Annotated in this window: 11 protein-coding genes; 5 read left to right on the top strand and 6 right to left on the bottom strand. The window is 73.0% G+C overall.

The features are described 5' to 3' along the window. Positions 1-33: 33 nt before the first annotated feature. From P5G50_RS17745 to P5G50_RS17760, 4 genes are all read right to left on the bottom strand, one after another. Positions 34-2,973 (bottom strand): Ig-like domain repeat protein, encoded by a 2,940-nt coding sequence (locus P5G50_RS17745; RefSeq protein ID WP_301209477.1) that lies wholly within the window; start codon positions 2,971-2,973, stop codon positions 34-36. A gap of 293 nt (positions 2,974-3,266) precedes the next feature. Then, positions 3,267-4,106, bottom strand: a complete 840-nt coding sequence (locus P5G50_RS17750; protein WP_301209478.1) for a carbohydrate ABC transporter permease — start codon at positions 4,104-4,106, stop codon at positions 3,267-3,269. Next, positions 4,099-5,037, bottom strand: coding sequence for a carbohydrate ABC transporter permease (locus P5G50_RS17755; RefSeq protein ID WP_301209479.1), 939 nt, complete (start codon positions 5,035-5,037; stop codon positions 4,099-4,101). The genes P5G50_RS17750 and P5G50_RS17755 overlap by 8 nt, the downstream gene beginning before the upstream one ends. Next, on the bottom strand, positions 5,034-6,365 hold the full coding sequence (locus tag P5G50_RS17760) for an ABC transporter substrate-binding protein (RefSeq protein ID WP_301209480.1): 1,332 nt from the start codon (positions 6,363-6,365) through the stop codon (positions 5,034-5,036). Before P5G50_RS17760 ends, P5G50_RS17755 begins: the two co-directional genes overlap by 4 nt. 162 nt (positions 6,366-6,527) lie before the next feature. Between P5G50_RS17760 and P5G50_RS17765 the strand changes: the two genes are divergently transcribed. From P5G50_RS17765 to P5G50_RS17775, 3 genes are read left to right on the top strand one after another with little or no spacing between them, the layout of a single operon-like run. Next, positions 6,528-7,946 (top strand): LLM class flavin-dependent oxidoreductase, encoded by a 1,419-nt coding sequence (locus P5G50_RS17765; protein ID WP_301209481.1) that lies wholly within the window; start codon positions 6,528-6,530, stop codon positions 7,944-7,946. After that, positions 7,943-9,154 (top strand): acyl-CoA dehydrogenase family protein, encoded by a 1,212-nt coding sequence (locus tag P5G50_RS17770; RefSeq protein ID WP_301209482.1) that lies wholly within the window; start codon positions 7,943-7,945, stop codon positions 9,152-9,154. Before P5G50_RS17765 ends, P5G50_RS17770 begins: the two co-directional genes overlap by 4 nt. Before the next feature lie 12 nt (positions 9,155-9,166). After that, positions 9,167-10,405 carry an acyl-CoA dehydrogenase family protein gene (locus P5G50_RS17775; protein WP_301209483.1) on the top strand — a complete coding sequence of 413 codons (1,239 nt, stop codon included), beginning with the start codon at positions 9,167-9,169 and terminating at the stop codon, positions 10,403-10,405. A 45-nt stretch (positions 10,406-10,450) separates the two neighbouring features. Here P5G50_RS17775 and P5G50_RS17780 read toward each other — a convergent pair whose 3' ends face one another. Continuing rightward, complete coding sequence (locus tag P5G50_RS17780) at positions 10,451-10,915, bottom strand: DUF2000 domain-containing protein (RefSeq protein ID WP_301209484.1); 465 nt, start codon at positions 10,913-10,915, stop codon at positions 10,451-10,453. Positions 10,916-11,022: 107 nt separating this feature from the next. Between P5G50_RS17780 and P5G50_RS17785 the strand changes: the two genes are divergently transcribed. Continuing rightward, positions 11,023-11,478: an Lrp/AsnC family transcriptional regulator gene (locus P5G50_RS17785; RefSeq protein WP_301209485.1), complete on the top strand. Its 456-nt coding sequence runs from the start codon at positions 11,023-11,025 to the stop codon at positions 11,476-11,478. Positions 11,479-11,555: 77 nt separating this feature from the next. Further along, complete coding sequence (locus P5G50_RS17790) at positions 11,556-11,729, top strand: hypothetical protein (RefSeq protein WP_301209486.1); 174 nt, start codon at positions 11,556-11,558, stop codon at positions 11,727-11,729. A gap of 14 nt (positions 11,730-11,743) precedes the next feature. Here the strand turns inward: P5G50_RS17790 and P5G50_RS17795 are convergent, their stop codons facing one another. Then, positions 11,744-13,192, bottom strand: coding sequence for a DHA2 family efflux MFS transporter permease subunit (locus tag P5G50_RS17795; RefSeq protein WP_301209487.1), 1,449 nt, complete (start codon positions 13,190-13,192; stop codon positions 11,744-11,746). Positions 13,193-13,249: the final 57 nt, after the last annotated feature.

The following is a 13,249-nucleotide window of genomic DNA, read 5'->3' on the forward strand; positions in this document are numbered from 1 at the left end:
TCCTGTCACGACTCGGCGCGAGAAGGGTGTCCGCTAGGCGCGGCGGCGGCGGAGCTGCAGCAGCACCAGGCCGCCGGCGAGCAGGGCGAGGGCTGCCAGGGCGATGCCGCCGACAGCGACGTCCGAGCCGGTGTGCGCCAGGCCGGAGGCCGCGGCGACCGGAGTCGCGCTCGGCGACGGGGCGGGCGCGTCGGGCGTGGCCGTCGGGGTCGCGGTCGGGGTGACGACCGGGGGTGCCGGCGGCGCCGGGGCGGCCTCCACGGTGACCGTCACCTGGGAGGTGGAGGCGGCGAACGACGCGTCCCCGCTGTAGAAGGCGGTCACGATGTGGTCGCCGGCGGCGAGGCCGGTGGTGTCGCAGGACTCCGCGGGCAGCGTCACGGTGCAGAGCTCGGTGCCGTCGGCGAGGCGGAAAGCGACCGTTCCGGTCGCGCCGGCCGGGAGGCCGCTCACTCGCAGGGTGACGGTGCCGTTCTTCGCGGTGGTCTGGTGCGCGACGATCGCGGTCGACTGGGCGGCCACCACGAGCGTGAACGGGTCGCCCGTCGCCGGCTCGTAGTTGTCGTCGCCGCTGTAGACGGCCTTCACCGTGTAGGTGCCGCCCGGGAGGTCGCCGGGCACGGTGCAGGTGGTGGCCGGGAGGGTCGCGGTGCAGAGCACCTTGCCGTCGTCGGTCACCAGCGAGATCGTGCCGGTGGCGTCCTTGGGGAGCGTCGGCACCGGGACGCCGGTCGGCTCGCCGTGGGTCACGGTGACGACGTCCGGGTCGCCCGTGCCGGGGTTGCCACCGTTACCGGGGTTGCCGGGGTTGCCGCCGTTACCGGGGTCGCCGGGTGTCCCGCTGATCGGCGTCGCCGCCTTGCGGATCGTGAGCGTGGCCTCCATCGAGTCGGACGGCTTGTAGGTGTCGTCGCCCGAGTACGCGACCGTGATCGGGTACGCGCCCGCCGGAAGCGAGGTGGAGGTGGCGCAGCTGGTCACCGGGAGCTGGGTCGCGCACAGGGTATCGCCGCCGCTGGTGAAGGTGAGCGTCCCCGTCGCGTCGGCCGGCAGGCCCGTCGCCGAGAGCGTCGCGGCGGTGCCGTAGGCGGCCTCGGCAGGAACGATCGCTATGGCGACCGTGGTCGAGACCTTGGTGATGTCGAGCGCGGAGGCGGCACGGTCTGCGCCGGTCACGGCCTCATGGTCGGCGTCACCGGTGTACGACGTCAGCACGGTGTGCGCGCCGACCTGCCCGGCCGCGGGGGCGGTGCAGCTCGCGACGCCCGCCGCGTTCACCGGCGCGGTGCAGAGCTCGGCGCCGGTGGTGTCGTCGGTGAAGGTGACGCTGCCCGTCGGCGTCGTCGGCGCGTACTTCGAGGTCGACGCCACGGTCGCGGTGAAGGTCGCGGTCGCGCCGAGCTCGGCGGTCACGTCGCCGACGGTCACGCTCACCGGCTGCTTCAGCACGGTGACGGCGCTGGAGGCGGTGACGGCCTCCGCGTCGGTGGAGGCGACGACCGACGAGATGGTCGCGGTGCGGGTGGTGCCGGAGACGGTGTACGGCACGGCCAGCTCGGCCACGGCGGTGCCGGGCTGGATCGGCGCTGCGGGGTCGACCGCGTAGTCGCAGGTCGCGACCTGTCCGGCGACGGTGCAGCTCCAGCCGGCCGACGGCGTCGCCGCCGAGGGCGTGAAGCCGGCGGGGAAGGTCGTGGTCGCGCGGATGAGCTGCGACTCCGTCCCTCCACCGCTCGTCACGGTCGGGGTGACCGTGTACAGGCCGTTGCCGCCGTGGGCGACCTCGGCATCCGCCCCCGCCGTCGCCGACAGGACGGGCACGGGACCCGCGGCCGTCTTGGCCTCGAGGTAGTTGACCTCGTGCACGTCGGAGGCGCCGCCGGTGCCGGCGACCCAGCCGTAGGTGAGCTTGTACGGGTACTGCGTGGCCGGGTCGATCCACGAGGCCGGGATGCTGGCCTGGTTGCCTGCCGGGTTCAGCTTGGGGAGGGTGCCGGTCAGCGTCTGCCGGGTGCCGCCGATCGGGGTGAAGATGACCGCGAACTGGCCCGCGTTCACGGTGACGTCCGTCGCGCGCTGCGCCTGCAGCGGGGCCGCTGTCGGGTTGATCACGATCTCCACCGGCACCTTCGCCTGCGAGCGGTCGGTGACGCCGGACTTGCTGAGCGAACCGGTGAGCGCGGTGCCGGCGGTCGAGGTGACCACGCAGTAGCCGGTGGTGCCGTCGCCGGGGCCGCGGACGGTGACGTTGTTCGGGTAGCGCGGGCGGCTCGCGTCCGCGGCGCAGCCGTTGCCGCCGAAGTTCGGGTGGTTGAAGTTGCCGTAGCGGTCGAGGCCGAGGCCGAGGTAGGCGTGCGCCAGGCCGCTCGCGGTCTTCGTGCCGCTGTAGCCGAGCGAGCCGCCGAGCTGGCCGATCTGGGTCGGCACGGTCGGGTTGTACGGGTCGGTCGCGGCCAGGTAGAAGACGATGCCGTCGGCGGTGCCCGTGCCGTCGGAGACGCCGTTGTACTGGTAGCTGTCGAAGATCGCGTCGATGCCCTTGGTGATCGGCACGGACTGCTTCGCGCCGACGCCGCCGGTCATGTTGAGGGTGGCCGAGGTGAGGCGGAGGGCGCCGCTGCCGTCGGCGTCGGCCGTGCCTCCACAGCCCGGGATGGTGTCGGAGGCCGTCGCCGTCGTCGATGTGCGGGCGGTGAGGCAGGCGCTGTTGGTGACGAACGACCCGGGGGCCGCGCTCGGGAGCGTGTAGCCGGCGCCCGCGGAGGTGCCGGTGAAGCCCTCGTTGACGAAGGTGGTCTGCGGCTGCGCAGCACCGTACGACGCCGTCGCGCCGGTGAGCGCGAGGCCCGCGAGGCCGAGTACGGCGGCCGCGGTGACCGCGGTGCGGCGCAGCGCGCGGCGGGCGTGCGAGGTGTGCGCGCGGAGCGAGGTGAGGGCGGGAACGACGGGACGTGCGTCGGATTTCGGGCGCAAAGAAGCCTCGGTTCGGGCAGGGCGGCGCAGCGGCGCCGAGGTCGGGCAGTCGGGGGCGGCCCGGCGCGGCGGCGGGGACGCGCGCTCCGGGACGTGATCACGCTAGTGATCGGGCGCAGCCCTGGCGGCGGCGGGTACGGCTGGTCCCCTCCCTGGTCGGGGGGCAGAACGCGCGTGCGCGCGTCAGCAGCTCCGGAGATCCCGCCGCCGGGACGGCGTGTCGGCCGCTTCAGCCGGAGATCGCGCGAGCGGGTCGCACGATCTCCGGAGTTACGAACGGAGGAGGGCGGGCCTCAGCGGGCCGAGCCCGCGGTGAGGCCGGCGACCAGGCGGCGCTGGAAGAAGGCGGCGGCGGCGAAGACGGGGATGAGGCCGATGACGCTCGCGGCGGCGAGCTTGCCGTAGTCCGTGATCCGCTCCCCCAGCATCAGGGTGAGCACGACGGGGAGCGTCTGCGCGTCCGGCGACTGGGTGAGGAACGCGGCGAGCAGGAACTCGTTGTAGTTCAGCACCGCCACGATGATGCCGATGGCGACGAGGGCGGGGACGAGCAGCGGCGTGACGATCGAGAAGAGCACGCGGTAGCCTCCTGCGCCGTCCAGCTGAGCGGCCTCGTCCAGCTCGACCGGGATGCGGCGGGTGAAACCCTCGAGCAGCCAGACCGCGACCGCGACGTTGGCGAGGCCGTAGACGAGCGTGAGGCCGAGCAGCGTGTTGTTGAGCGACAGCGTCCGCAGCAGAGTGAAGAGCGGGATGACGGCGACGATCGGTGGCAGCAGCCACGGGCTCAGCACGGTCGCCGCGAGCGTGCGGCCTCCCGCCCGGTAGCGCGTGATCGCCCAGGCGGCGGGCACGGCGAACAGCAGCGTGATCGCCGCGCCGGCGAGGGCCGCGATCAGGGAATTGGCGATGCCCTGCAGCAGCCCGCCCGACGCGGCGTTGGCCCAGTTCTGCGGCTGGGGGTGGGCGGGCACGAGGAGTCCGGCCCCCACATCCGCCCGCGACATCAGCGAGACCGAGACGAGATAGAGGATCGGGAGGAGCGTCCCGGCGAGCACGACAGCCAGCACGACGATCGCGGCGGCCGGGCGGCGGGTGCGCGAGCCGGCGCCGGCGAGCAGGCGGTCAGTCATTGTGGAGCCTCCGGGCGATGGCGATGACCGGCAGCGTCACGACGGTGACGACGACGGCGAGGAGCAGGGTGATGGCGGAGGCGCGGCCGAGGTCGAACTGCTGCAGCGCGGCCTGGTAGATCAGGTACGCGGGCACGCTCGTGGACGTGCCGGGGCCTCCCGAAGTCAGCACGAACACCAGGTCGAACACCTTGAACGCCAGCACGAGCCGGATGAGGAAGGCCGCCGCGACGGTCCCCGCGATGGCCGGCAGCGTGATGCTGCGGAAGAAGCGGAAGCCGTGCGCGCCGTCGAGCGCGGCGGCCTCGGCGACCTCGCGGTCCTGGCCGAGCAGGGCGGCGAAGACGAGGAGGGCGACCAGCGGCGTCCACTCCCACACGTCGGCGACGCCGATGCCGACGAGCGCCCAGGCCGGGTTCGAGAGCACCGCCACGGGGTCCCCGGCGTACCCGAACAGGCCGAGCACGGTGTTCAGCAGGCCGCCGGACGGGTTGAAGATCAGCTTCCACAGCACGCCGACGATCACGGGCGGGGTGATCAGCGGGAGGAGCAGGAGGGTGCGCACGAGCGAGCCGCGGCTGGTCGCGCTGCGCAGGGCGAGCGCGGTGACGACGCCGAGCGCCACGCTCGCGGCCGTCACGATCACCGCATAAACGGTGTTGCGGAGGAGGGAGGCGGTCACGTCGCCGTCGGTCAGCACCTCCGCGAGGTTCGCGCCGCCGACCCACGCCTGGAACGGGCGCCCCAGCGACGACTCCGAGAACGCGGTCAGCAGGATGAAGACGAGCGGATACGCGCCGATCACCAGCGTCGCGAGCACGGTCGGCGTGACCATGCTCCGGCGCAGCCAGGCGCCGCCCGGCCGCCCGGCGCGCACCCGGGTGGGTGCGGCCGGACGGCGGGCGGCGGTGTCGAGGGCGACCTCGGTCACTTGAGGATGCTCTCCCACTTCTTCTGGATGTCGTCCATCGTCTGCTTCGCCGTCCCGCCCTGGCCGGCGAGCAGCTTGGCGAGGCCGTCGGTCAGCACCTGTGCGAGCTCCGTGGCGTGCTCGCCGGTCGGCCAGGCGAGGGTGCCCTGCAGGGTCGTCTCGTTGACCTTCTGGATCTCGGGGAAGTCCTTGCCGTAGGTGGCGTCCTCCAGCGAGCTCTTGCGGTTCGGGTCGATACCGGTGGGCGGGGAGGCGACGAGCAGCTTGGCGTTCGTCTCCGACGAGGTGGCGAACTGGATGAACGCCTTCGCCAGGTCGGCCTTCTTCGTGTTCGCCGTGATCACCCAGGTGAAGCCGGCCACGAGCGACGCGCGCGGCGTCGTGTTGGAGCCGCCGACCGGAAGGGTGACGACGCCCCACTTGCCGGCGACCGTGGAGTCGCTCGACGGGTCCTCCGAGCGGACGCCGAGGTCGGTCCAGTTCTCGATGAAGCCGACCTTGCCGGCGAACCAGGCGCTGTTCCCTGCGCCGAAGTCGGTCTCGGCGGGGGTGGGGAGCGCGTACGTGTTCACGTCCACGAGGGCCTGGGCGGCCTCCACCGCGGCCTCGGAGTCGAGCGCCGGCTTGCCGCTCTTGTCGAGGAACTCGCCGCCGAATCCGGCGAGCCGGTTGGCGTAGCTGGCGCCGAGGATGAGCGGGGACTTCTGGCCGAAGACCGCGGCGCCGTAGACGCCCTTCGCCCCCTCGTTCGCCGTGATCGTCTTGACGTCGGCGAGGTACTCGTCCCAGGTCTTCGGCGGGTTCGCGATGCCGTTCCTGGCGAGGATCTCCTTGTTGTAGAACAGCACGTGCGTGTCGCCGTCGAACGGGAGGCCGTAGCGCTTGTCGCCGACCTTCGAGTACGCGTCGTAGATCGACGGGATGAAGTCGGAGGTGTCCAGCGCCTTGTCGTCCTTGATCCACGACGACAGGTCCTGAATCGCGCCGTCGGCGGCGAGGTCGCCCAGCGAGACGTACCAGGGCGCGGCGGCGTCGATGGTGTTCGCGCCGGACTGCTGGTCGAGGGCGATCTTCGAGCCGATCTCGTCGTAGGGGACGATGACGGGCTTGATGGTCGCGCCGGTCTCCTTCTTGAACTCGGCGGCCAGCCACTTCGCGGCGCCCTCGTGCGACGAGATCATCTCGACGGTCAGGGTCTGGCCGGCGAACTTCTTGTCGCCGGAGCCGGAGGCGGTGGAGGCGTCGGAGCCGGTCGCGCAGCCGGTCAGCGCGAGGGCCGTCGCGGCCAGCGCGGCGACCGCCGCGGTGAGGCGTCGTCGTGAGGTCATGGGTGCTGCTCCCTGCTGGGGTTCGGGTTTGCTGTGTGGGTCGGGACTGTAGAGGCGGCACGGGCGGCGGGGCAACCGAATGTGACGCTGTGCGACGCGGGCGCAACGTGGCGTCACACGCGCTGGTCAGCCTCCCCGAGCCGCCGCTAGAGTCCCCCGACTATGGCCGATCGGATCATCCTCAACGCGTTCGACATGAGCTGCGTCACCCACCAGGCGCCCGGGCTGTGGCGCCACCCCGACAACCAGGCGCACCGCTACACCGACCTGGACTACTGGACGTCGCTCGCGCAGACCCTGGAGCGCGGCGGGTTCGACGCGCTGTTCCTCGCCGACGTGCTCGGCATCTACGACGTGTACCGCGACTCCGCCGCTCCCCCGCTCGTCGACGCCGACCAGGTGCCGCTGAACGACCCGATCGGCCAGATCAGCGCGATGGCCGCGGTCACCGAGCGCCTCGGCTTCGGCGTGACGGTCGCCACGACGTACGAGCAGCCGTACCTCCTCGCCCGCCGCTTCTCGACGCTCGACCACCTGACGAAGGGCCGGATCGGCTGGAACGTCGTCACCTCGTACCTCGACTCCGCCGCGCGCAACCTCGGCCTCGACAAGCAGATCGGGCACGACGACCGGTACGGGATCGCCGAGGAGTTCCTCGACGTGACGTACAAGCTCTGGGAGGGGTCGTGGGAGGACGGCGCCGTCGTCCGCGACCGCGAGACCGGCGTCTTCACCGACCCGGCGAAGGTGCACCCGATCGAGCACGACGGCGCGTTCTTCCGCGTGCCCGGCATCCACCTCAGCGAGCCGAGCCCGCAGCGCACGCCGGTGATTTTCCAGGCGGGCGCGTCGCCGCGCGGCCGGGAGTTCGCGGCGCGGCACGGCGAGGCGATCTTCATCAACGGCCTCCGGCCCGAGCTGACGCGGAAGCTGACCGACGACATCCGCGACCGGGCAGAGCGTCTCGGCCGGCCGCGCGACACCGTGAAGATCCTCACGCTCGCAACCGTGGTCGTCGCACCGACCGACGAGGAGGCGCAGGCGAAGCTCGACGAGTACCGCACCTACGTCTCCACCGAGGGCGCCCTCGCCCTCTACGGCGGCTGGTCGGGCCTCGACCTGTCGCAGGTGCCGCTGGACGAGCCGCTGGAGTACATCGACACGGATGCGGCCCGCTCGGCGCTCTCCATCTTCACCACCGCCGACCCCACCCGGCAGTGGACCGCCCGCGACATCGCCGAGTACGTCGGCATCGGTGGCATCGGCCCGGTGATCGTCGGCAGCCCGGCGACCGTGGCCGACGAGCTGGAGCGCTGGATCGAGGTCGGCGGCATCGACGGCTTCAACCTCGCCTACGTGGTCACGCCCGGCAGCTTCGAGGAGTTCGTGGAGCTGGTGGTCCCCGAGCTGAAGGCCCGTGGGCGTCTCGACGAGCAGCCTGGCGCCACCCTCCGCGGCCGCCTGAGCGGCACGGGCGACGCTGTCGTGCCGAGCTGGCATCCCGCGCACGCGTACCGCGGTGCGTTCGCAGACCGACCGAGCGCCGCGGACGCCCGCGCGCGCGTCACCGAAGGAGCATGATGGCCCGCAGTTTCTGGACCGGACAGGCGACCCCCGAAGAGCTGAGCCGCTGGGAGGCGGTGGCCGACGAGGCCGCCGAGACCCTCGCCGTCGACGCCCTCGAGCGCGACCGCGCCAACCTCGACCCGCACCGCGAGCTGCAGCACCTGCGTGACGTCGGTCTCGTGAATCTGCTCGACCCGGCGGAGTTCGGCGGCGGAGGCGCGCACTGGGAGACCGCGTTCCGCGCGATCCGCGTGCTGTCGCGCGCCGACGCCTCCGTCGCCCAGGTGCTGGCGTACCACTACATCAACTCGGGCAACATCGGCTTCGCCGTCGACCCGGCGCGGCAGCCGGAGCTGTACCGCCGCACGGTCGCGGGCCGCTGGGTGTGGGGCGACTCGGTCAACCCGGTCGACCCCGACCTCACGCTGACCGCGCTCGACGACGGCTCGTACCGGCTCGACGGCACCAAGCGGTTCTCGACCGGCGCCTCGGTCGGCGACGTCGTGCTCGCGTCCGCGACGGTCGCGGGCGGACCGCTGGACGGCCGCCCGGTGTTCGTGCTGCTCGACCACGACCGTGCCGGCATCCGGTACCACGGGGACTGGGACGCGCTGGGCCAGCGGCTCTCGGCCAGCGGCTCCGTCACCTTCGAGCAGGTCGCGGTGGCGGCCTCCGACATCCTGGGCGAGCTGAGCGACGAGCCGTTCTCGACGCTCATCACGCCCGGCATCCAGCTCGCGTTCGGCAACCTGTACCTCGGCATCGCGCAGGGCGCACTCAGGAAGGCGCGGGAGCTGACCCTGGCGCGCAACAACTCCTGGTTCCTCTCGGGCGTCGACCGCTACGCGGAGGACCCGTTCGTGCTGCGCGTCTTCGGCGAGCTGCTGTCGAAGGTGGAGGCGGTGGAGGCGCTGGCCGACGCGGTCGGCCGCGAGTTCGACGCGGTCGTGGCGAAGGGCGCCGAGGTGACCGCCGAGGATCGCGGCGTGCTCGCGCAGCGGATCGCCCGGCTGAAGGTCGTCTCCACCGAGGTCTCGATCGAGGTGACCACGCGCGTGTTCGAGGTCACCGGCTCCAGCTCGGCGAAGGCGTCGGTCGGGCTCGACCTGTGGTGGCGGAACGTGCGCACGCACACCCTCCACGATCCCGTCGACTACAAGAAGCTGGAGGTCGGCGCGTACTACGTCAACGGCGACCTGCAGCCGATCTCGCTGTACACCTGATCGGAGACCGTGATGACCGACACGACACTGGTCGAGGCCGTTGCGCCCGAGGGGGCTGCACCGACCGGATCGGCCGCGGCGCGCGAGCGGTTCGCGCCGCTGTTCGAGCGGATCGCCGCCGACGCCGCGCGGCGCGAGCGCGAGCACGAGCTGCCGACGGCCCTCGTGCGGGGGCTGGCGGACGCGGGCTTCGGTGCGCTGCGCCTCCCCGTCTCCGCGGGAGGCTCGGGGCTGACGTTCGCGGAGCTGGGCGAGCTGCTCGTCGAGCTGGCGGCGGCCGACTCCAACCTGCCGCAGATCTTCCGGGGGCACCTGGCCTTCGTGGAGGACCGGCTCGCCGCTCCCCCGTCGGCCTCGCGCGACGCGTGGCTGGCGCGCTTCGCCGCGGGCGAGGTCGTCGGCAACGCGTGGAGCGAGACCGGGCCGGTGACGCTCGGCGAGTCGGGCACGCGGGTGCGGCGCACCTCCGGCGGCGTGCTGCTGAGCGGCCGCAAGTTCTACACGACCGGCAGCCTCTACGCCGACTGGATCGACGCGACCGCGACCGATGAGGACGGCAACGCCGTCACCGTGCTCGTGCGCGTCGACCAGCCCGGCGTCACGGTGAGCGACGACTGGGACGGCTTCGGCCAGCAGCTCACCGGCACCGGGACCGCGGTGTTCGCGAACGCCGTGGTCGAGCCGGAGAACGTGTTCCGGTTCGAGGACCGCTTCCGCTACCAGACCGCGCTCTACCAGTGGACGCTCGTGTCGGTGCTCGCCGGCATCGCGCAGGCGGTGGAGCGGGAGGCGGGGGCCGCCCTGCGCGCCCGCACCCGCGTGTACAGCCACGGCCTGGCGCCGCTCGCGAAGGACGACGGGCAGCTGCAGGCCGTCATCGGGGAGATCTCGGCGACCGCGTTCACCGCGCGGGCGCTGGTGCGTTCGGTATCGGATGCGCTCGATGCGGCCGCCGCGACGGCTGCGCAGCGCGACTCCGCGGAGGACGTGGAGGCCAACGTGCGCGCCGAGATCGCCTCGGCGCAGGCGCAGATCGCGCTGAGCCAGGCGGTCCCCGTCGCGGCGACGCGGCTCTTCGACACGCTCGGAGCCTCCGCCGTCAGCCGCTCCGCCGGACTCGACCGGCACTGGCGGAACGCCCGCACCGTGGCCTCCCACAACCCCTGGGTCTACAAGGCGCGGATCGTCGGCGACTGGAGCGTCAACGGCACCGCCCCCACCCCCATCTGGCACGTCGGCACGTCACGCTGACCCGCTGACCGCTGACCTGCTGGGCCGCTAGCCGCCGAGCACGGGTCAGAGGAGGGGGAGGCGGCCGACGAGCTTGTCGATGCGGTTGCGCGGGCCGACGAGACCGACCGCGTAGTAGGAGAGGTCGGCGGGGGCTGCCGCGGCGACCGTTTCGAGGTACTCGTCGTAGACGCGGGTGAGCTGCGCGGCGGCGGGCATGTCGGCAACGAACACGGTGTCGCTCGCCGCGGCGCGCGCGTGGAGGGCCGCGAGCTGCTCCGCGCTGCCCTTGAGAACGCTGCACCCTGCCCACGGCAGCCCCGGGTGGGCGTGGCCGCCGCTATCGACCGCCTCGGGGCCGAGGAGGCCGGCGACGTGCGGTGCGGTCGCCGCGGCGACGCACGCGGCGGCGTTCGTCGCGATGCCGGCCGGGAGCGCCTCGTCGACGACGATCACCCACTTGAGCCGGGCCGAGCGGGTGGGCGCGCCGGTGTCCACCTCGTGGGGAGCGAAGCCGACGACTGGATTCATTAGCGGCCCTTTCGGATGCGCGGTCGGATGCCCAGGAGGCTACCGAATCACCGGGATCGCCGCTCGATCATCGAACTTCGTTCGGCGAACGGCTACGCTGAGCCTCCATGGACGAACTTGATCGGGCGATCCTGCGCGAACTCCAGTCGGATGCGCGGCGCAGCAACCGCGACGTCGCAGCGGCGGTCGGCGTCTCGCCGAGCACCGCGCTCGAGCGCACGCGCGCGCTGCGGCAGCGCGGGATCATCCGCGGCGCGACCCTCGACGTCGACCTCGCCCAGCTCGGCCGCGGGGTGCAGGCGCTCATCGCCGTCCGCATCCGTCCGCCCGCGCGCCCGGTGATCGAGGGGTTTCGGGACTGGGTGGCGGCGCTGCCGGAGACGCTGGGCGTGTTCGTGACGAGCGGGAACGAGGACTTCATCATCCACGTGGCCGTCGCCGACAACGAGGGGCTGTACGCCTTCGTCATCGACCGGCTCACCCAGCGGCGCGAGGTCGCCGACGTGCGCACGTCGGTCGTCTACGAGCACCTGCGCAGCGGGCGGGTGGAGCCGCTGGGCTGAGCCTGGTGGCAGGACGCATGCGATCACTAGCCTGGGCCTGAGGCCGCGCCCTCGGAGCCGGCCGGAGGAGGGACATCGTGGACGATCTTCGAGGCTCTGCGCAGGAGCGGCTCACGCAGCTGGACGCCGCGGTGGGGCGCGGCGGCGCGACGTCCGAGTGGCTGGAGCGGCAGTTGCGCGCGGCCCTCACCGAGCTGACGCAGCTGGAGCCGGTGGCCGACGCCGAGCAGGACCGGCGCGAGGACTACTGAGCGCCTCCCCGCGGTCAGCGGGTGAGCGCGTGCTGGTGCGCGGCGGGCTCGGGGGTGGTCGGGTCGGCGGCGCGGGGGTTGCGGATGCCCGCGGCCGAGACCAGCGCGCCGACCGCGAGCGAGACGGCGGCCGCGCCGGCGAGAGCGTGGAAGCCGTCGACTCCCGAGAGCCCGCCGCTCATCGTGCCCGCGACCGAGCCGGCGAGCGCCACCGTCACCAGCCCGGCGACGCGCGAGACGGCGTTGTTGACGGCGGAGGCGATGCCCGACCGCGCCGAGTCGACCGCGCCGAGGATGGTCGCGGTCAGCGGCGCGACGGTGATCGACATCCCGAGCCCGAACAGCGCGACCGCCGGCAGCACCTCGGTGACGTAGTCGGCGTGCGTGCCGATCCGCAGCATCAGCGCGAAGCCGCCCGCGGCGACCAGCGGGCCGGCCGTCATCAGGAGGCGCGGCCCGATGCGCCCGCTCAGCCGGCCGAACATGGCCGAGAGGGCGATCAGGAGGACGCTGGAGGGCACCATCGCGAACCCGGCGAGCGTCGCGCTGTAGCCGGCGCCCTGCTGCAGGAAGAGGGCGAGCGCGAACGTGCCGACGGCGACGCCGCCGTAGATGAACGCGGTCGCGACGTTGCCCACCGAGAAGTCGCGCTCGCGGAAGATCGCCAGCGGCAGCATCGGCCGGGCCGCGCGGCGCTCCCACAGCACGAACGCCACCGCGGCGGCGAGGCCGACGACCAGCGACCCGAGGATGACCGGGGAGGTCCAGCCGTAGCGGCCGTGCTCGATCAGCGCGAACACCGACAGCCCGAGCCCGACCACGGCGAGCGCCGCACCGACTCCGTCCACCCGGGCGCCGGCGGCTCGCGGCGGGTCGGCGGGCAGGCCGCGCAGCAGGAGCAGGGTGACCGCGATCGGCAGGAGGTTGATGCCGAACACCCAGCGCCACGACAGCGTGTCGACGAGCACGCCGCCGACGACCGGTCCGGCGATGCTGGCGAGGCTGGTCACCGCTGTCCAGGCGCCGATCGCGCGCGCCTGGGCGGCCCCGCGGAAGGCGCTGAGGATCAGCGCGAGCGAGCTGGGGACGAGGAGCGCCCCGGCGACGCCCTGCGCCCCGCGCGCGACGATCAGCACCCCGGCGGTCGGCGCGAGCGCGCAGACCGCGGATGCGACGGCGAAGCCGACGAGCCCCCAGAGCAGCACCCGGCGGCGCCCGTACAGGTCGGAGAGCGACCCGGCCAGCAGGATGACCGCGCCGAGGGTCAGGAGGTACGCATCCACGATCCACTGCTGTGCGGCGAGTCCGCCGCCGAGCTCACGGCCGATCGCGGGCAGTGCGACGTTCACGACGCTGCCGTCGAGGAAGGCGATGAACGTCGCGAGGATCGCGACCGCGAGGACGGTCCGCTGCTGGGGTGTGTTCGGGCTGCCCACCGTCGTGGAGGTGCTCCGTCGGGCCATGGTCGTCGTCTCCGCTCCCGGCGCACCGGGTGTGCGCCAGCAGCTTCGACCGGGTGG

The organism is Leifsonia williamsii (genome assembly GCF_030433685.1).
GTDB lineage: Bacteria > Actinomycetota > Actinomycetes > Actinomycetales > Microbacteriaceae > Leifsonia > Leifsonia williamsii.